This is a genomic window from Chryseobacterium sp. AC405b, from assembly GCF_979258685.1.
Genome location: NZ_OZ409877.1, coordinates 2720666 through 2739619, shown reverse-complemented (window position 1 = coordinate 2739619; position 18954 = coordinate 2720666). Strand labels below are relative to the sequence as shown.

Genomic DNA, 18954 nt, shown 5'->3' with positions numbered 1-18954 from the left:
TCATATGACATTCTAAAATCGCATTAAAATTACTTCGAAAATTACAATTTAAAATTCGTATTTTTGTTAGTCTTAATTTTACTATGACTCCACTTACAGAAATAGATATAAAAAAGCAGGTTTTCGTTAAAAACGCACATCTTAACAACCTGAAACACATCGATGTATTAATTCCTAAGAATAAATTGATCGTCATTACAGGAGTTTCCGGAAGCGGAAAATCTTCTCTGGCTTTCGACACCATTTATGCTGAAGGACAAAGACGTTATGTAGAAAGTTTGAGCTCTTACGCCCGTCAGTTTTTAGGCAAGCTTGAAAAGCCAAAAGTTGATGACATCAAAGGTTTAGCACCATCGATTGCGATTCAACAGAAAGTAATCTCCTCCAATCCACGTTCTACTGTAGGAACTTCTACGGAAATCTACGATTATATGAAGCTGCTTTTTGCAAGAATCGGGAGAACTTTTTCTCCGGTTTCTGGTGAAGAAGTAAAAAAAGATTCGGTTTCAGATGTTATTGACTACATTAAATCAGCAAAAAAAGAGACCACATTTCTACTGACAGTTCCTTTGCAATATGATATTGAAAATTTTACAGAAAATTTAAATATTCTAAAACTTGCAGGGTTTACGAGACTTGAAGTTAACGGAAACGTTGCAGGTATTGAAGATCTGGAAAGCTTTGGCTTTATACCTTCAAAAGAAATGATTATTAATCTTGTTATTGACCGCTTTTCATATGAAGACGACGAGAGTTTTCTTCAGCGTTTGGCAGATTCAATTCAAATGGCTTTTTATGAAGGTCGGGGATATTGTTCATTGAAAAATATACAGACCGCAGAAAGGAAAGATTTCTCTAATAAATTTGAACTTGACGGACTTGAATTTCTTGAGCCGAATGTTCATTTTTTCAGTTTTAATAATCCTTATGGTGCTTGTCCGACCTGTGAAGGTTATGGAAAAGTAATAGGAATTGATGAAGACTTAGTCATTCCTAATAAGGCGCTGTCTGTTTTTGAAGATGCTGTGGCTTCTTGGAGAGGCGAAACGATGAGCGAATGGAAAAAAGATTTCATTAAAAAAGCCAAAGATTTCCCTATTCATAAGCCTTATCATCAATTAACCAAAGAGCAGAAAAATTATCTCTGGAAAGGTGACGGCAGCAAAACGTTCCCATCTTTGAATAATTTCTTCAATATGCTGGAGGAAAATTTGTATAAGATCCAATACCGTGTCATGTTGTCCCGTTATCGTGGAAAAACGCTTTGCCCTACCTGTGAAGGTCTGCGTTTACGTGAAGAAACTACTTGGGTAAAAATAGACGGTCTCAATATTCAGTCAATGATTGAGCTTCCTCTGGATGAATTGTCACCGATGATCAGCAACCTGCAGCTTTCTCAGCACGATAAAGATATTGCCAAAAGATTATTATACGAAATTACCACCCGACTTGATTTTTTACTGAAAGTCGGTTTAGGATACTTATCAATTAACAGAACTTCAAATACACTTTCGGGAGGTGAAAGTCAGAGGATTAACCTTGCAACAAGTTTAGGAAGTTCTTTGGTGGGTTCTATCTATATTTTAGATGAGCCATCTATCGGATTGCATTCCCGTGATACTGAAAATTTAATCGGAGTTTTAAAAAATCTTCGAGATCTGGGAAATACCGTAATTGTTGTAGAACATGATGAAGATGTGATGCGTGCAGCCGATTATATTATTGATATCGGTCCTGAAGCGGGTTATCTCGGTGGAGAATTGGTTTTTGCAGGCGATTATAAAGAATTAAAGGATGCAGATACGCTGACTTCAAAGTATTTAACAGGAAGATTAGAAATTAAAGTTCCTGAAAAACGCAGAAAAGCTAAAGAATTTATTCATATAAAAGGTGCAAGAACCAATAATCTTAAAAATATTGATGTTGATGTCCCTTTAGAAAGTCTGGTTGTCATATCAGGAGTTTCAGGAAGTGGGAAATCTACCTTAATGAAGGAAATCCTGACCAATGAGATTCAGATTCAGCTGGGAATGGGCGGAAAAAAAGGAGATTATGATTCTGTGGAATTTCCAAAAAAACTGGTGAAAAATATTGAATTAATTGATCAAAACCCAATAGGAAAATCATCACGTTCAAACCCTGTTACATATCTGAAAGCATATGACGATATCAGAGATCTGTATTCGAAACAGAAGGTTTCGAAAATGATGGGTTACAAGCCAAAGCATTTCTCATTTAACGTCGACGGCGGAAGATGTGACGAATGTAAAGGTGAAGGCGTGATCAATGTTTCTATGCAGTTTATGGCAGATATTGAACTTGAATGTGAAGTGTGCAAAGGAACCCGTTTTAAAAATGAAATTCTTGAAGTGAGATTTGACGAAAAAAACATTTCAGATATTCTTCACATGACAGTTGATGAAGCCTTGGCATTTTTCAGAGAAAATAAAGAAGATAAAATCGCAACAAAACTGACTCCGCTTCAGGAAGTTGGTTTGGGATATTTGCAACTCGGACAAAGTTCTTCTACCCTTTCCGGCGGTGAAGCGCAACGTGTGAAACTTGCATCATTTCTGGTAAAAGGTGTGACGACTGATAAAACTTTATTCATTTTTGATGAGCCTTCCACCGGATTACATTTCCATGATATTCAGAAATTATTAAAATCTCTTCAGGCATTAATTGAATTAGGACATTCTGTGATTGTCATTGAACATCAACCCGATATTATGAAATCTGCAGACCACATCATCGACATAGTGACCCGAAGCCGGAAAACATGGCGGAGAAGTAGTTTTTGCAGGTACTCCGGAAGATTTAGCCAAAAATAAGAAATCGCATACGGCGAAATATATTGCTGAGAAATTGTAAGTCTATTCTATGAAAATTTTCTTTTTCATACTGATAACTTTAATTATTTCATCTTGTAAAAATGATGATAAGAAAAGTATTGAAGAGAAAGTTTTCATCGTTTCTAAATTTAATAATGATATTGAAAAACATGTTCAGGAATCACTTATTAAAAATCCTGAAATATCGATTATTAAACAACCAAAATTGTATGATTATCCTAAAGGAATATTTAATTTTATTTTTTTAAAAGATGGTTCCATCCTGTATTATCAAGAAGAATTATTTACAATAATGTGTGGAAATGGATTAGGAAACTTAAAACCTATTAAAAGAACATTGTCCAAAGACAGTTTACAAAAAATTCAGTTTAGAGAAATTTTGAATTTTGTAAAAGAAAAAACTGTAGCTAAAGAATTGAAAAATAATTGGGTTAGTTTAAATCATTTATCTTTTTCATTTGAGAATGATACGATTAAGAATTTTGATATTTATAAATTACTACAAGACATCGACAGTTTAGGTTATCATTCTTATAATGTTAGAAGGATAGCACGTTTTGAGAGTGAAGCGATTAAATATAAATAGCAATATAACCTTATCAACAAAAAAATGTGGATAACCTGTTAATTTTAACATTAAATTCATTTTGTATATTAAAAATATTCTTACATTTACTATGTAATAAAACTGAAATGAAATCAATTTTTGCTCTCTTCGTTTTCGGAATTGCAATTAAATTTGAAATAAATTTAAAGCACAGCATCGTCGGCTGTGCTTTTTTGTTGTTGTCTAATTAAAAAAAAATGAGATTATCTACTGGATCCGCCTCTAAAGGGCGGATTCTTTTATTGATATCATTCTCTGGTCAATTGGTCAAGTTTCTTCAACAAAGCTGGTATTCTGTAAGCGCCGTGCATTTGCTGTATTTTCGGTTTTACTTCATCTACATCAATTCCCAATGCAGTAATAAATAAAGGAGTTTTGCTTTCTCCCCGATAAACTTCTCTCCGATCTGAATCTGGCGATGAAAATTCATTTTTTGCAATTCCGATGATTGGAATTTTTTTATGAAGTTCTTCATAAAGATAACCTCCTAAACCGATTTTCCCGTCATCACTTAATGTAACATAACCATCTACAATGATGATGTCGTTATGTTCTAATTCAATCTTTTTCAAAAGGCTCAAAATGCAGGGCAATTCTCTTCTATAAAATTCACCACTTTTATAATCTGAACTGATTTCAGTTTTTTCTGTGAAAATTTTTGTTTCTTCTTCAGAGATCCAGTCTTCAAATGAAATACAGACGGTTTTCGCAGAATCTTCGTAATAATAAGTGTCAAAAGCGTAAATCATCAGTGATTATTTATTAAAAAATTCTCCAAAATGCCATAAAATCCCTGAAGGATCATGAAGAAAACACTCTTTTCCCCACTCCATTATTTTCACTGGACTTAATTTTACACTCTCATATTTTTCATTTAGGTTCAATGATAAAAGTTCATGATAATATTCATCAGTATTTTCCACTTCGATGAAGATCATGGTGTTCTCGATCCATTCTTTTGCATAATAATCCTGCAGATAAAAGGCGATTTCCTGTTTTTTAAATACTGAAAAGTTATGTTCAAGAATCACTTCTTCAAAACCTAAATCTCTGTAAAACGCTCTGCTCACTTCAAAATTTTCAGCTCCTATAAAAGGTCGGATTGATTTTATATTCTGTTTCATTTTTTTGATATTTGTTTTTTCCAGTTATCTAAAGTCATTTCAAATTTAATTTCTTTGCCGTGCATTCCGACATCTTCCCAGCCGGATTTCCTGTAAAATGTTTCAGCTCTCGTGTTGGGTGAGGTTCCGAGCCATAGCGTTTCCATACATTTTGAGAAATACCAGTCAACCATCACATCATGAAGTTTTCTTCCAATTCCCTGTTTTTCAAAATCAGGATGAATAAACAATGCCCAAATGTTATTATCTTTTACATCTGCAATTGAAAATCCTACGATCTCATTATCTATTTCGCAAACCCAGCCCTTCCCTCTATTCGTGAGATATTCTTCACAGTCTTTATCCGAAACAAGCTTCGGATCAAATAATGCATTTTCTTTTACAGAATTTCTTACGATTTGTATTTGTGCAATATCCTCAATCTTAGCTTCTCTAATATTCATTTGAAATTTCAATTTAAAAAACCTACAAGAATTTTCTTATAGGTTTAATGTTAATATCTAACATGACTTATTTTCTGTCAACCACTATTCTTGCTTCTCTGTTAGCTAATTCCCAAGCTGTCGCAAAGACTAGTTGTGTTCTCTTCTGCAACATCGAATAATCAATTTTTTCGACATCATCAGTAGATTTGTGATAATCTTCGTGAATTCCGTCAAAGTAAAACGCTACCGGAATATTGTTTTTAGCAAAATTATAATGATCTGATCTGTAATACAATCTCTGTGGATCTTTCGGATCGTCATATTTGTAATTCAGTTCCAGATTAACTGTTTGTTTATTGGCAGCTTCATTGATGACTTTTAATTCTGAGCTTAACATTTCAGACCCTATCACATAGACATAATTTTTACCTCTGTTTTCAGGATCGTCACGACCGATCATATCAATATTTAAATCTACAACCGTATTTGCCAAAGGAAATACAGGATTATCAGAATAATATTCAGACCCGAAAAGGCCATGCTCTTCGCCCGTCACATGAAGAAACAAAATGGATCTTTTCGGTCCGTTCCCTGCTTTTTTTGCACTTTGAAAAGCTTTTGCAAGCTCCATTACAGCTACTGTTCCACTTCCGTCATCGTCTGCTCCATTGAATACGACACCATTTTGAGTACCTACATGATCATAATGTGCAGAAATCACTACGATTTCTTCAGGTTTTTCGCTTCCTTCAATAAATGCCAGAATATTTTCTGAATCTGGTAAATTTTCACCACCTCTTTTTTTCATATAATCGGCAGGAACTTTCTGATAATAAGAACCTAAAGTCTTCGGAAACGAAACACCGATACTTTTGTAGTAATTGATCATATAATCACCCGCTCTCTTCTGACCAGGACTTCCTGTATCTCTGCCTTCCATATTATCAGCTGCAATTACATAAAGATTTTTCTTTAAATCTTCCAGCTTAATGTTTTGATAGGCAGCTTGAAAAGCCTTGTCATTTTTAAGAGAACTTGAAGTTGCAGAAGTTTGAGTAGTCTGATGAGTAGGACTTACTTTTGATGCTCCACAACTTGCCAGAACCACCAAAGAAAATATCGGAAAAAGAATTTTTTTCATATGCAGATTTTATTTTAAGATCACAGGTTATTGCCTTTATATCGGTGTTTGCGGATCAAAACCAACCGTGGCAATTTCATTCGTAAATTATTTCTTTAAAAATAATAAAAATAATTTAACTTTAGATCAGAATCAATATTTATAAATTTGATAACCACGATGAAAAAAAATTACGGATTTAATGATTTTAAATTTTTTACTGAAATGTCTGAGCTCGCTTCGAGACATCAGAGTTATGATTTATCATTAGGTCTTCCCGATTTCGAGATCGATCCGCGTCTGCGCCATTACCTCAAAGAATCTGCCGATATCATCAGTCACAGCTACGAATCACTTGCCGGAAATTCTCTTTTGATTGATAATATATTAAAATTCAACATCAAAAGGACTAACAGCTTATTGCTGAAAAAAGAGGAAGTAAATATTGTCCCATGTTCCACTTTTGCTTTATATACTTCTTTGAAATCGATATTGGATTTTGGTGATGAAGTAATTGTCATTCAGCCATCATATTACACTTATGCGCCATCTATTGTATTGAATGGAGGGATTCCTGTTTATTATGATCTTAATAATGATTTTGCCATCAATTGGGAAAAACTTCAAAACTGTATATCTGATAAAACTAAAGCAATCATCATCAATTCTCCCCAAAATCCTACTGGGAAAATGTGGACTGCTTCAGATTGGGAACAGTTGTACCAGTTGATTAAAAATCATGACATTTATCTCATTTCAGAAGAAATTTATGATATTTACTGTTACGATGAAGTCGAACATTACAGTCCTTTTTTACATCCTGAACTCAAAAAAAGAACATTCTCCATTTTTTCTTTTGGTAAAATGTTTCATTCTACAGGCTGGAAAGTAAGTTATCTTTTAGCTTCGGAAGAATTGCTAGAAAATTTCAGAAGTCATCAGCAATATATTTCTTACAGTTCAAATGCTCCCTGTCAATACGCTATAGCAAAGTATTTGGAAGTTTTTGATCCTTCAGACAATCAAAAAATCATGCAGAATAAAAGAGATATTTTTAACGAAATGATTAAAGAAACTCCGCTGCTGGTTGAACAAAAATCTGAAGGCAGCTTTTTTCAACTGGTCAATTTCAGAAGTGTTTCTAAAACGATGACCGATGTTGAGTTTTCTAAATGGCTGACTGTTGAGAAGAAAGTTTCCTGCTTACCCCTTTCTGCATTTTATCAATCGAAGGAAGATTCGGATTACATTCGATTTAGTTTTGCTAAAAAAGACGATTTGATTATTCAGGCGATGGAGCATTTGAGAAAGAATTTGTGAACGTTCCCAAAGATCACGCAGATTTTCACTTATAAAAAAACACCGCATATAAATTGCGGTGTTTCATTTTATTTATTTATTTATTGATTTTCATTAGAAAGACAAAACTCTCACATCAATCCTTCTGTTTTTCGCCATACATTCATCTGTGTCGTTTGCAGGACAAACAGGATATTGCGAACCGTAACCTTCTGCTTCTACTCTGTCTGCTGCGATTCCCAATTCTAATAATTTAAGTTTTGCTGTCTGCGCTCTCAGATTAGATAATTGCTTGTTAGCTTCTTCACTTCCTGAATTATCTGTGTAGCCACCTAATTTTATTTTCAGATTAGGATATTCATTTAATATTTCAGCTAAATTCATCAATTGATTATCAGATCCTGCTTTCAGATCACTTGAACCTGCTTCAAAATACAAGTTCTCAATCGTATACCACGAATTTGGATCTAAAACTTTCTGATCTTTTCTATTGATATTATCATACATCGCAAAAAGCTGACTTTGGTTTCCTAAAGAAATTGTTTTACCACCTTTCAGTTTAATCTCTTGGGGAGTTCCTGTATTGTAAACAAAATCACCGTTTTCATTAAGCTGACCCATTACTTCTGCAGGAACAACTACAGGGGTTGCACCTGCTGTATTTTGATTGATCGAAACTCCTGCCATTCTTGTAAGGCTTTCGATTTTTGCCTGACGGTTAGCGTCAATTTTATCTTTATGCATTACTGCTAAAGTGGGTGCAATCACCAATGAAACAATTGACATAAGTTTAATCAAAATATTCATCGACGGTCCTGAAGTGTCTTTGAAAGGATCTCCCACAGTATCTCCGGTTACCGAAGCTTTATGAGGTTCTGAACCTTTGTAATACGTTTCGCCATTAATTTTCGCACCTTTTTCAAAAGACTTTTTGGCATTATCCCAAGCTCCGCCGGCGTTATTCTGGAACATTCCCATTAAAACTCCACAAACAGTTGCTCCTGCTAAAAATCCACCTAAAACTTCAGGCCCGAATATAAAACCTACCAATAGAGGTGAAATGATTGCAATCGCACCGGGAAGCATCATTTTTCTGATGGAGGCGTCCGTAGAAATCGCAACACATTTTTCGTATTCCGGTTCTGCTTTGCCTTCTAAAATCCCAGGGATTTCTCTGAATTGCCTTCTCACTTCTTCCACCATCGCCATTGCAGCCTGTCCAACTGCTGTAATTGCCAACGATGAAAAGATAAAAGGAATCATCCCTCCTACAAATAATCCTGCAAGAACATCTGCTCTGTAAATATCAATCCCATCAATTCCTGCAATTCCTACAAAGGCTGCAAATAATGCTAAAGCCGTCAAAGCTGCTGAAGCAATTGCAAATCCTTTTCCTGTTGCTGCAGTAGTATTTCCTACGGCATCTAAAATATCTGTTTTTTCACGAACTTCTTTTGGTAATTCACTCATTTCGGCAATTCCTCCCGCATTATCTGCAATAGGTCCGAAAGCATCAATAGCCAACTGCATTGCTGTAGTCGCCATCATTCCTGCTGCTGCAATAGCAACTCCATACAATCCTGCACAGAGATAAGAACCGTAGATTCCTCCTGCTAAAACAATGATTGGTAAAAATGTAGATTCCATACCAACGGAAAGTCCTCCGATGATATTGGTTGCATGACCTGTGGAAGATTGTTTTACAATACTTTTAACCGGTCTTTTTCCCATTGCTGTATAATATTCTGTGATGATACTCATTAAAGTACCTACAACCAAACCTACCATGATGGCTCCGAAAACTCCCATTTTAGTAAATTCCAATCCACGTAAAACCATCGTTTCCGGTAACAGGTAATTAACCAAAAAATATGAAGATATTGCTGTAATGACGATACTTCCCCAGTTACCAAGATTCAAAGCATTCTGAACACTTGAAGTAGAAGACTCTTCATCGTCATTTATTTTTACAAATAAAGTTCCGATCATTGAAAAGATAATTCCTGTTCCGGCGATGAGCATCGGTAAAAGAATGGGTGCAAAACCACCAAATGAATCATTAGACATGGTCTCACGGCCTAAAACCATTGTTGCTAAAACTGTTGCGACATAAGAACCGAACAAATCGGCACCCATCCCGGCAACATCTCCTACATTATCCCCAACATTGTCTGCAATAGTTGCAGGGTTTCTTGGATCATCTTCAGGAATTCCTGCTTCTACTTTACCCACCAAATCGGCTCCTACGTCTGCTGCTTTTGTGTAAATTCCACCACCAACTCGAGCAAAAAGAGCGATTGATTCCGCACCCAAAGAAAATCCGGTAAGAATTTCAATCGTTCTTTCCATTTCGTGAGAATCAACCATTGCATCCGGAGCAAAGATCTGTTTAATAATTAAATACAAAGCTCCTAAACCTAAAACAGCCAGCCCTGCAACGCCCATTCCCATTACAGAACCTCCGGCAAAAGAAACTTTCAATGCTTTGGAAAGTGAAGTTCTTGCAGCTTCTGCAGTTCTTACATTGGCTTTCGTAGCGATTTTCATTCCGATAAATCCTGCCAATGCAGAAAATACGGCTCCAATTACAAAAGCAATACTGATGCTCCAGTGAGAATTTTCATTAGTGGTTCCCATGATTGCCAGGAGTACGGCAACAATGACAACGAAATAAGTTAAGATTTTGTATTCAGCTTTCAGGAACGCCATGGCTCCGTCAGCGATGTGTCCGCTTATAACTTTCATTCTTTCATTTCCTGCGTTTTGCTTGGTCACCCAGTTGCTTTGCAGAAATGTGTAGAGTAATGCGATAACACCAAAAATAGGTACTAAATAGAATAAGTTCATAGTTTAATATTTTTTTGATAATAGTTTAATAAATATACCAAATTATTCTATTCATAAATTTAAAAATTTTGAAAAGTCTTTAAAAATTTTACACTAAGCTTTAATTTGTATAGAAATTTTATGCTTCCAGAGTATGTAAATTGTCAATATATTATTGAAAATTAAAACGAAAAAAGAGCAAATGATCACTCATTTACTCTTTTAGATTGTATGATTTTGAGAATTTTATCCTCCGAATTTACTAGCGTAATCATTTTGTGAAGCAACAATCACTTTTCTTGCGTGATCAGCTCCGTAAACTTCCTGAATTCTACATTTTGCAGGCTCATCCGGAAGATTTTTATACGTTAAGAAGTAGTGCATTAATCTTTTAACTTCAGCTTCAGGAAGCTCAGAAATATCTCTGAAATGTCCGAAAGCATGGTCACTCACCATTACCGCAACAATTTTATCATCTGCTTCACCATCGTCAATCATTTTAAAACCACCGATTGGAATAGCTTCCATCAACAATCCGCCAGAATGAATATTATGAGAACTTAAAACACAAATATCCAAAGGATCATGATCTCCCATTGTAACGTCGTCTGCTCCGCTTTCTACAGCTAATTTCATAACTTCATCGTTACAATATGTTCTTGGAACAAAACCGTACAATGCCGGGATGATATTAGAGAATTTCTGAGGTCTGTCTACCTTCAAATATCCTGTAGCTTTATCAATTTCGTATTTAATAGTATCTGAAGGAACAATTTCCACGAAAACGTTAACAACTTCTGGCGCATCTTCTCCCGCAGAAATCCCATGCCATGGATGTGCTTTAAAATTTGGAATCATTATTTATATTTATTTTTATAGTTTAAGCAATTATTAAAATTTCTCTTCGTAAATCTTCGATGGTTGCAACGATATAATCGTCTCCGTTTATATAATTCATGATGAATACAGTTTTGAATTCATCAAGATTAGGATTGTTGTTGAGACTTTCGTAGGTTTTGTGGAGCAAATCGATAATGGCATTTTTAGAATCTACAATATTCTGCCATGAGTTTTTTGTTAAATACAATTGTTGAGATGAGTTGTACTCAAATTCGTCATTGATGGTTTTCTCTGTTAAGAATATAAATTCGTGAGCAGCAAGATTTTTATCAAATTTCTGAATAAGGTTTGAAGGTTTCATTCGTTCTAAAAAAAGCGTCATTCTTTCGTAAGAATGCGTTTTGTTTTCAGAATTTGATTTTACAGAAAGTAATTTGATTTCCTGATTTTTTAAATTAATATAAGTGTAGACAAACTGTCTCAGCAAAACCAAAAAAGGAATTGCTACAATCAATGCAAAAGCATACGGTAAATAATCTGAAAAATCTGTCATAATTTGAGGAAGCAAAATTACTAAATATTTGTTATTTAATCATTATTTTAACAAGTTTTAATAAAAGCTCTTATACTAAAGGTTTACGAGTAAAATAAATCATTAAATTAGATAAAGTTTCATCGAAATTAAAAGTATTTTTACCAATCGGAACAACAAAATATCCTAAAATGCCTCTTAAAAATTATCTCTCAAAATTTTTTTTCACCTCAAACATAAGTCAGAATATTAAATCCTGGATTTCTCTTATTGTAAATTCAAAAAGATACAGTACAAAATTCAAGAAAAACATATTAGACTTAAAAAATGACGAAACATTTGTTTATCATTTAAAAGCAGGAAAGAAAAATTTTGATTTTTACATGAGAACTTTTAAAGGAGATATTGATATTTTCTACGAAGTTTTCTGGAAAAAAACGTATTCAGAATATCTTTCGCTTTTGAAAGAAGAACCGCAGATAATTGTTGATCTTGGAGCGCATATTGGGGTGACTTCTATTTATCTGTCTCTGAAATATCCAAGTGCAAAAATATATTCTGTTGAAGCTTCGCGTGAAAATTTTGAACTGCTTAAAACCAATACGAAATCATTCAATAACATACTATGCATCAATGCTGCAGCCTACTTTGAGGACGGATTTGTGAATTTCAGTAATGATGAACTTTCTTACAATCAGAAAATATCAGACAAAGGAATTTCAACTGAAGCTATTTCTATTGAAAGCTTGAGGCAGAAATACAATATTAGTAAGATAGATTTGATGAAAATAGATATTGAAGGCGGAGAAACCGAACTATTAAGTAAACAAAATTCATGGCTTTCGAGCGTGGAAAATATTATTATAGAAATTCATCATCCTTATTCAGAGCAAGATTTGAATGAAGACTTAGAACCTTTTGGTTTTAAAATCAAAAGCGCAGAACACTCAGTATTGATGGCAGCTAAAGTTTAATTATTAAAGCTTTAAAAACATCTTGACAAGATCTTTTTTTGAATTTCTAATAACAGGATACGTCTTTAATGTTGGACGAAAACCAGTGAAAAATTCTTCTATCGAGGGAATTTCGCTTCCTTCAAAATCAAATATTTTAGAATGAATGTTTCTGGAAATAATATAATCTATCAAAACAGCTGATCCCGATAGTTTGATGTAATTTTTATCATTAAAAGTACCCAGCAAGGCAACTGTATTTTGATCTGAATATAATGCCAATGCATTAATTATTTCCGATTTATAAATGAAAACGTTTATTTTTAAAAGATTTGCTTTCTCCAAATCAGAGAATATCTTTAGAAATTTCTTTTTATCATCTTTATTTTTTGCACCGATGAAATTTTCTGATATAAACTTTTCAGCTTGTCTGAATTTGATTTCTTTAATCTCCGAATGAGCAACTATTTCATCATCAAGTCTGAGTTTTCTTTTCCTTTTGGGCGAATATCTCTGCTTTACAGCTTCATAGTTTTCAGGATATATCAAATAATTTTTTCTTGTCTTCAATTTTTGAGTGAACTGATTGGCATCGTTGAATGCATAATACCAGATTTTGTATTTTTTTTTAATAAAATCTAAAAACAGATCATTGATCTGAATATTATCTTTTTCAGAAAAAATTCCAAGTTGCTGACAAAGTTTTGGATGAATTACCAATTTTAAACTCATTTTTCTAACATAAGGAATGGGCATCACCGCTTCATAATCATTATAAACCAATAGTTCCCATTGCTTGCCTGAAGTAATATCGAGAAAATCTTTTGCCGCAGAATATTTTCTTTGTTCAGAATCTTCTAAACATTTTGAGTATTTATCAAAATCTATTTCGTTGTATTTTAATCTTCTGATCATAATATGTTTTCGTCTGCAAAACTTAAATAAGAATTTTGAGTAATGATAAGATGGTCGAGCAGTTGAATACTCATAAACTCTCCCGCAGCTTTTATTTTTTTTGTAATATTAATATCTTCAGAACTTGGTTTTAAATTACCTGAAGGATGATTGTGAGAAATGATAATTCCTGTAGCAAAATGTTCTAACGCTGTTTTAAAAACAATCCGGATATCCACAATCGACTGATTGATTCCTCCTTGTGTAAGCCGGGCAATATGAATAACTTTGTTACTTTGATTGAGAAAAACTGCCCAAAATTCTTCCGTTCTAAGATCAGACAAATGAAGTTTCAGGATTTGATAAGCGTCATTGCTGCTTGAGATTTGAGGTTTTTCCGGAATTTCCTGTCCCGCTCTTCTTCGTCCGATTTCTAGAGCCGCAGCAATTGAAATTGCTTTCACTTCACCAACACCTTTGAATTTTGTTAAATCTTTTATCGTCAGCAAACTCAAATGATGCCAATTATTATTGACCGATGCCAGAATTTTTCTTGCCAATTCCACCGCTGTCTCATCTCTGCTGCCGCTTCCCATGATAATTGCCAAAAGTTCAGAATCAGAAAGCGAATTTTTACCTTTCAGTAAAAACTTTTCTCTGGGTCTGTCATCTTCGGCTAGAAATTTTATGGACATGATCTAATGAGTATTAGTTTCTAGGCTTAGTAAAATGCGTACAAAATAATCGGTTTCTTTGACTGGTCGATATATTTTGCAGTTTGATCAAATGCAATTTTAGAAAGCATGGGACATCCCAAACTTAAACAAGCCAGTGTTTCTGATTCCTTATTGGGAATGCAATCAAAAGAATGAAGGATAATAGCGCGCTGCATTGCATTGCTGTTGCTAGAATCAAGACCTTGCAATCTGTAAGATTTGCCAAACTTGCCGACGTAACTTTCCCTGATCTCATATTTTCCCAAAGATGATTGATAAGAGCCCTCTACATTAGAAAATTTCAGTTTGGCAGATTTTGCAACAACAGAACCTGAACCGTGAGAGACGATCGCTTTCTGTAAAATCTTATTGTTTTTCAGGTCATAGACATAGTATCTGTATTTTCCTGAATGTGTTTTAAAATTGATAAATACAGCAATATTCTGATTATAATTTTTTTCTTTTACAAATTCTCTGATTTCCGAAATTTTAGATGCAGGCAAAGCCAATTGACTCTGTTGAGACTGGGTTTTGGAGCATGAAATAATAAAAAGAAATAGTAAAATAAAGTGTTTCATCAGAAATTGTGTTCAAATTTTAAAAATTTAGATTATTTATAAAATAGTCAAGAGTAGCTCTATTCTATAATCATTCCGTCTTTCATGACGAGTTTTCTGTCTGTGATTTCTGCCAAATTTGGATTGTGCGTTACAATCACAAAAGTCTGATTGTATTTATCTCTTAAATCAAAAAATAATCTGTGAAGATCGTCTGCGTTTTTTGAATCCAGATTTCCGGTCGGTTCATCTGCGTAAATGATTTTTGGTGAATTTATCAAAGCTCTCGCCACCGCTACTCTTTGTGCTTCACCACCAGAGAGCTGATTAGGTTTATGATGTAATCTTTGTCCGATTTTCAGATCTTCAAACAAATCATGGGCTTTTTCGATAGCTTCTTTTTCATTGGCTCCTGCAATTTTTGTCGGAATTAAAACATTTTCTAAAGCCGTAAACTCCGGAAGAAGCTGATGAAACTGAAACACAAAACCAATATTCTGATTTCTGAATTTTGAAATCTGTTTGTCGCTCATATTGATAAAAGATTCGCCATTCAGAGTAATTTCTGTATGATAATTTTTAGGATTCGTCGGGCTGTCCAGCGTTCCTAAAATCTGTAAAAGAGTAGATTTTCCCGCTCCCGATTCTCCAACAATAGAAACCACTTCACCGGTTTTGATGTGAAGATCAACCCCTTTTAAAACCTCCAGATTTCCATAAGATTTATGGATATTACTTGCTTTAATCATGTTTCAAAAATAGTGATTTTTTTTTGCTTTTGGCTTCTGAATTATACTATTAGTATTGTAGATTTTGAAAAATATATTATGCTTTTTTAATAATAATTCTGAAAGTTGTACCCTTTCCTATTTCGGTTTGTGAAATTTTAATATCGCCATTGTGATACTCCTGCACCACTCTTTTTGCTAATGATAAGCCTAATCCCCAACCACGTTTTTTTGTAGAATATCCTGGTTTGAACGCGTTTTGAGCTTGATATTTTGTCATTCCGCTGCCATTGTCTTTTACTTCAACCAAAATATTTTTGTTGCGTTCAAACACCGACATCTGTAAAGTTCCTTGTCCTTTCATAGCATCTACGGCATTTTTAACTAAATTTTCGATGACCCAACTCATCAGAATTCTGTTATGAGGAACGAGAATATTGTAAGTGGGAAGCAAAAGTGTAAAGTCGATTTTTTTTGAAATTCTTGTTTTCAGGTAATCATAATTTTCACGAATTGTTTCATTAAAATTCTTGTCATTCAATTCTGGAACCGAACCGATTTTAGAAAATCTTTCGGAGATGGTTCGCAATCTCTCAATATCTTTTTCGATTTCCTGAACACCGTCCGAATCAGGATTATCAAGCTTCATAATTTCCATCCAACCCATCATTGAAGATAATGGTGTCCCAATTTGATGTGCGGTTTCTTTTGCCAAACCAGCCCAAAGGTAGCCTTCATCAGTTTTTTTGACCGTTCTTAAAAACCAGAATGAAAAAAGGAAATAACACAACACAAAAAAACCAAGCAAAAAAGGAAAATATTGCAGATTATTAAGCATTTCCGAATTGTCATAATAAACAAACTGATTATTTCCACCCTGCACTATTATTTCTATCGCAGGGTATTTTTTTGCCATTCCTTTTGCTAATGCAATTATTTCGCTGGAATCATCACCAATCTCTTTTGGTAAATGTTTGTATTCTATAATCTGATCATTTTTATCTAAAATAATCACAGGAATTGTAGTGTTGGAACTGTAAATTGCAAGAAGGAGCTCCTGAACTTCTAAACTCGGGGTAATATCCTGCTGAAATTTTATAGCTTTAACCAAAATATCAACCCTTTTCACTTCTTCTTTTCTTAAGTAATTGACTACCATTGTAGAAGCAATTACGATAGCGACGACTACCAAAGTCATCAGAGAAAAAATAAACCAGTTGTTGAATCTGGAAAAAATGGATCTTTTTTTCAATTGAATTTATTTTAAAACATTTAAAATTTTTTGCAACTCGGTGCTTCCGCTTCCCTGATAATTATTGATGATAATTGCGTAAACGTATTTTTTTCCATCCTTGGAAGTGTGATAACCTGCATAAGATTTTGTATCTCTCATCGTTCCGCTTTTCATCTTCATGCCGTTGTCCTGAGTGGGAAATCCATCATAATAACTTTCAAACCAAGATTGTTTTCTGGCATAAATTAATGCCTGAACTTCTGCTTTTGCAGAAACATAATTTTGAGGTGAAAGACCGCTTCCGTCAGCGAAATTAATCATATTAGAATTAATTCCTTTTGATTTCCAGAATTCTTTAAGATAGGCAACTCCGCTTTTGAAACTAGGGTTTCCTTTTTTTTCTTTACCTAAAGTTTTAATTAAATTTTCGCCATACAAATTCACAGATTTTCTCAGAAACCAATAGATAATTTTATCTAAAGTCGGAGATTCGTAGGTAAGAATACTATTGTTTTTAGGAAATTCTAGTGCTGTTTTCCCATCTAATTCTAGTTGAGAATTTGTTAAGACTTTTCCTGAAAAATCAATTCCTGAATCTTTCAGCCATTTTTGAACTTCCATACCCAGCTGTAATGGCGGATTGGGAACAGAACCAGAAACAGTGGTTACTTTTCCTGCAGGCAAACTTCCGTTGATCAACGCCACATCCGAATGTGGAGCTGTAAAAATCAAGCTTTGGTCTGAACTTCCTGCTGCTTTCAGATCATTAAGCCATTTGACATTAGCCAACGGGTATGAAAAACTTTTAATATCTGTTCCGTTGATGTTGATATCAAACTGATTTTCACGCCAGTTTACGCCCCAGACTCCGGCTCCGTAATAATTTCCTAAATCATCCCAAGGCCAGCCTCCGGGAATCGTCTGATGGTCAAAATAAGAATCATCAATAATTAAATCACCTGAAATTTTTGTAATTCCTGATTTTTTGATGGCTTCTAAAAGCTTTTGTTTAAAATTTTCCGGTTTGTAACTCTCATATCTCCAGCTTCCTAAAGTCGGGTCTCCATTTGAAGTAATAAAAAAATTTCCATTTAAATTTCCTCCGGAGATCGTTCCCGAGTAGCCTGCATTTGTTTTGTAAGTATAATTTTTACCTAAAGTTTCTAAGGCAGCAGCAGCTGTGAAAATTTTTTGCGTTGAGGCTGTCGAAAGTCCTTTATTTCCCTGATAATCGTAGACTACATTTCCGCTCTCATCAGAAACATAGAATGACAGATTCGATGAAACTGCTGTTGGGGAGTTCATCAGATTTTTTGTAGCTTCATCCAGTTTTTGGCTGATATTTTGTGCAAAAAAAACTTGTGTTGAAAGTGCAAATATTGAAAACGATTTTTTCATTTCAGAAATACTTATTCAAATATAAAATTAAGAATACAAACTAAAGCTGACTGCCAGATTCAATTTCATAAGGTTCTTTTCCTTTCTCAAAAATTCTGGTCAGTTCGCTTCCTTCGACTATAATTTTATCGCCGATTTTGCGAATCCAGTTTCCTTCACGAAGCCCTACAACTTTACTATCGTTTTGAGTTAAAAATTCTTTAATTCTCGTTTCTCTTGTTTCGCCATTATGTTTCAACTCAGGATTTGGATCTAAATAATGCGGGTTGATATTAAAAGGAACCAATCCCATACAATCAAAGCTTGACGGATAAACAATAGGCATGTCGTTGGTGGTTTTCATGTTTTGCCCACCAATGTTACTTCCGGCACTGCATCCCAGATAAGGTTTTCCGTTCTCTACATTTTGCTTTAGAATATTCATCAAATTTTCTTCATGCAAGGTTTTAACGAGCAGAAACGTATTTCCTCCACCTGTAAAATAGCCTTCTGCCTGATTTAAAGCTTCATTTTTATCGTTAAATTCATGTAAACCTTTTACTTTGATGTTTATGGTTGCAAAAAAAGAACGTACTTTCTCCGTATACTCCTCATGAGAAATTCCGCCGGGTCTTGCGAATGGAATGAAAACAATTTCATCAATTCCCTGATATAATTTAATTAACTCTTCCTTTAAATATTCCAGATAATTTCCACCAAAAAGTGTGGAAGTTGAAGCTAATATGATGTTCATTTAATACAATTTTAAATTCCTGACAGAAAATCTGTAATTGAGATTTCCATTACCAGCAAATATACTTAAAACTGATAATTCATAGCCGATAATCGATCACTCAATTACAAAGTATT

General features: G+C 34.1%; 17 protein-coding genes and 1 pseudogene. 4 read left to right on the top strand and 14 right to left on the bottom strand.

The genetic code is table 11. The features are described from left to right. Nucleotides 1-83: 83 nt before the first annotated feature. Both uvrA and ACZZZA_RS13085 read left to right on the top strand, forming a co-directional pair. A pseudogene (gene uvrA, locus ACZZZA_RS13090) lies at nt 84-2871 on the top strand (excinuclease ABC subunit UvrA). A gap of 9 nt (nt 2872-2880) precedes the next feature. After that, nucleotides 2881-3438, top strand: a complete 558-nt coding sequence (locus ACZZZA_RS13085) for a hypothetical protein (protein ID WP_463432430.1) — start codon at nt 2881-2883, stop codon at nt 3436-3438. A gap of 269 nt (nt 3439-3707) precedes the next feature. Here ACZZZA_RS13085 and ACZZZA_RS13080 read toward each other — a convergent pair whose 3' ends face one another. The 4 genes from ACZZZA_RS13080 to ACZZZA_RS13065 all read right to left on the bottom strand — a co-directional run bounded on the left by ACZZZA_RS13080 (nt 3708) and on the right by ACZZZA_RS13065 (nt 6149). Continuing rightward, nucleotides 3708-4208: an endonuclease V gene (locus ACZZZA_RS13080; protein WP_463432429.1), complete on the bottom strand. Its 501-nt coding sequence runs from the start codon at nt 4206-4208 to the stop codon at nt 3708-3710. A 6-nt stretch (nt 4209-4214) separates the two neighbouring features. Further along, the gene (locus ACZZZA_RS13075; RefSeq protein ID WP_463432428.1) at nt 4215-4583 is read right to left on the bottom strand and encodes a VOC family protein; all 369 of its coding nucleotides are present in this window, start codon (nt 4581-4583) and stop codon (nt 4215-4217) included. Continuing rightward, the gene (locus ACZZZA_RS13070) at nt 4580-5026 is read right to left on the bottom strand and encodes a GNAT family N-acetyltransferase (protein ID WP_463432426.1); all 447 of its coding nucleotides are present in this window, start codon (nt 5024-5026) and stop codon (nt 4580-4582) included. The genes ACZZZA_RS13075 and ACZZZA_RS13070 overlap by 4 nt, the downstream gene beginning before the upstream one ends. A 67-nt stretch (nt 5027-5093) precedes the next feature. Beyond that, complete coding sequence (locus ACZZZA_RS13065) at nt 5094-6149, bottom strand: M28 family metallopeptidase (RefSeq protein WP_463432424.1); 1056 nt, start codon at nt 6147-6149, stop codon at nt 5094-5096. Nucleotides 6150-6308: 159 nt separating this feature from the next. Here ACZZZA_RS13065 and ACZZZA_RS13060 point away from each other — a divergent pair, with 159 nt between their 5' ends. Next, nucleotides 6309-7448 carry an aminotransferase class I/II-fold pyridoxal phosphate-dependent enzyme gene (locus tag ACZZZA_RS13060; protein ID WP_463432422.1) on the top strand — a complete coding sequence of 380 codons (1140 nt, stop codon included), beginning with the start codon at nt 6309-6311 and terminating at the stop codon, nt 7446-7448. 93 nt (nt 7449-7541) lie between these two features. On the opposite strand, the gene ACZZZA_RS13055 is transcribed toward ACZZZA_RS13060, so the two are convergent. From ACZZZA_RS13055 to ACZZZA_RS13045, 3 genes are all read right to left on the bottom strand, one after another. Further along, complete coding sequence (locus ACZZZA_RS13055; protein WP_463432420.1) at nt 7542-10274, bottom strand: sodium-translocating pyrophosphatase; 2733 nt, start codon at nt 10272-10274, stop codon at nt 7542-7544. Between the two features lie 225 nt (nt 10275-10499). Continuing rightward, nucleotides 10500-11111 (bottom strand): inorganic pyrophosphatase, encoded by a 612-nt coding sequence (locus tag ACZZZA_RS13050; RefSeq protein WP_463432418.1) that lies wholly within the window; start codon nt 11109-11111, stop codon nt 10500-10502. A gap of 22 nt (nt 11112-11133) precedes the next feature. Next, entirely contained in the window at nt 11134-11646 is a 513-nt protein-coding gene (locus tag ACZZZA_RS13045) for a DUF7935 family protein (RefSeq protein ID WP_463432416.1), read from the bottom strand. A 170-nt stretch (nt 11647-11816) separates the two neighbouring features. Here ACZZZA_RS13045 and ACZZZA_RS13040 point away from each other — a divergent pair, with 170 nt between their 5' ends. Beyond that, nucleotides 11817-12599: an FkbM family methyltransferase gene (locus ACZZZA_RS13040; RefSeq protein ID WP_463432414.1), complete on the top strand. Its 783-nt coding sequence runs from the start codon at nt 11817-11819 to the stop codon at nt 12597-12599. Between the two features lie 3 nt (nt 12600-12602). On the opposite strand, the gene ACZZZA_RS13035 is transcribed toward ACZZZA_RS13040, so the two are convergent. The 7 genes from ACZZZA_RS13035 to pepE all read right to left on the bottom strand — a co-directional run bounded on the left by ACZZZA_RS13035 (nt 12603) and on the right by pepE (nt 18838). Continuing rightward, on the bottom strand, nt 12603-13493 hold the full coding sequence (locus ACZZZA_RS13035; protein ID WP_463432412.1) for a hypothetical protein: 891 nt from the start codon (nt 13491-13493) through the stop codon (nt 12603-12605). Beyond that, nucleotides 13490-14167, bottom strand: coding sequence for a RadC family protein (gene radC, locus ACZZZA_RS13030; protein ID WP_463432410.1), 678 nt, complete (start codon nt 14165-14167; stop codon nt 13490-13492). The genes ACZZZA_RS13035 and radC overlap by 4 nt, the downstream gene beginning before the upstream one ends. Nucleotides 14168-14193: 26 nt before the next feature. Beyond that, nucleotides 14194-14766 carry a murein L,D-transpeptidase catalytic domain-containing protein gene (locus ACZZZA_RS13025; RefSeq protein WP_463432408.1) on the bottom strand — a complete coding sequence of 191 codons (573 nt, stop codon included), beginning with the start codon at nt 14764-14766 and terminating at the stop codon, nt 14194-14196. Nucleotides 14767-14825: 59 nt separating this feature from the next. Further along, nucleotides 14826-15494, bottom strand: coding sequence for an ABC transporter ATP-binding protein (locus ACZZZA_RS13020; protein WP_463432406.1), 669 nt, complete (start codon nt 15492-15494; stop codon nt 14826-14828). Nucleotides 15495-15570: 76 nt separating this feature from the next. Continuing rightward, nucleotides 15571-16725, bottom strand: coding sequence for a sensor histidine kinase (locus ACZZZA_RS13015; RefSeq protein ID WP_463432404.1), 1155 nt, complete (start codon nt 16723-16725; stop codon nt 15571-15573). Nucleotides 16726-16731: 6 nt separating this feature from the next. Beyond that, nucleotides 16732-18105: a D-alanyl-D-alanine carboxypeptidase/D-alanyl-D-alanine endopeptidase gene (gene dacB / locus ACZZZA_RS13010; RefSeq protein WP_463432402.1), complete on the bottom strand. Its 1374-nt coding sequence runs from the start codon at nt 18103-18105 to the stop codon at nt 16732-16734. Between the two features lie 40 nt (nt 18106-18145). Further along, nucleotides 18146-18838 (bottom strand): dipeptidase PepE, encoded by a 693-nt coding sequence (gene pepE / locus ACZZZA_RS13005; RefSeq protein WP_463432400.1) that lies wholly within the window; start codon nt 18836-18838, stop codon nt 18146-18148. Nucleotides 18839-18954 lie beyond the last annotated feature (116 nt).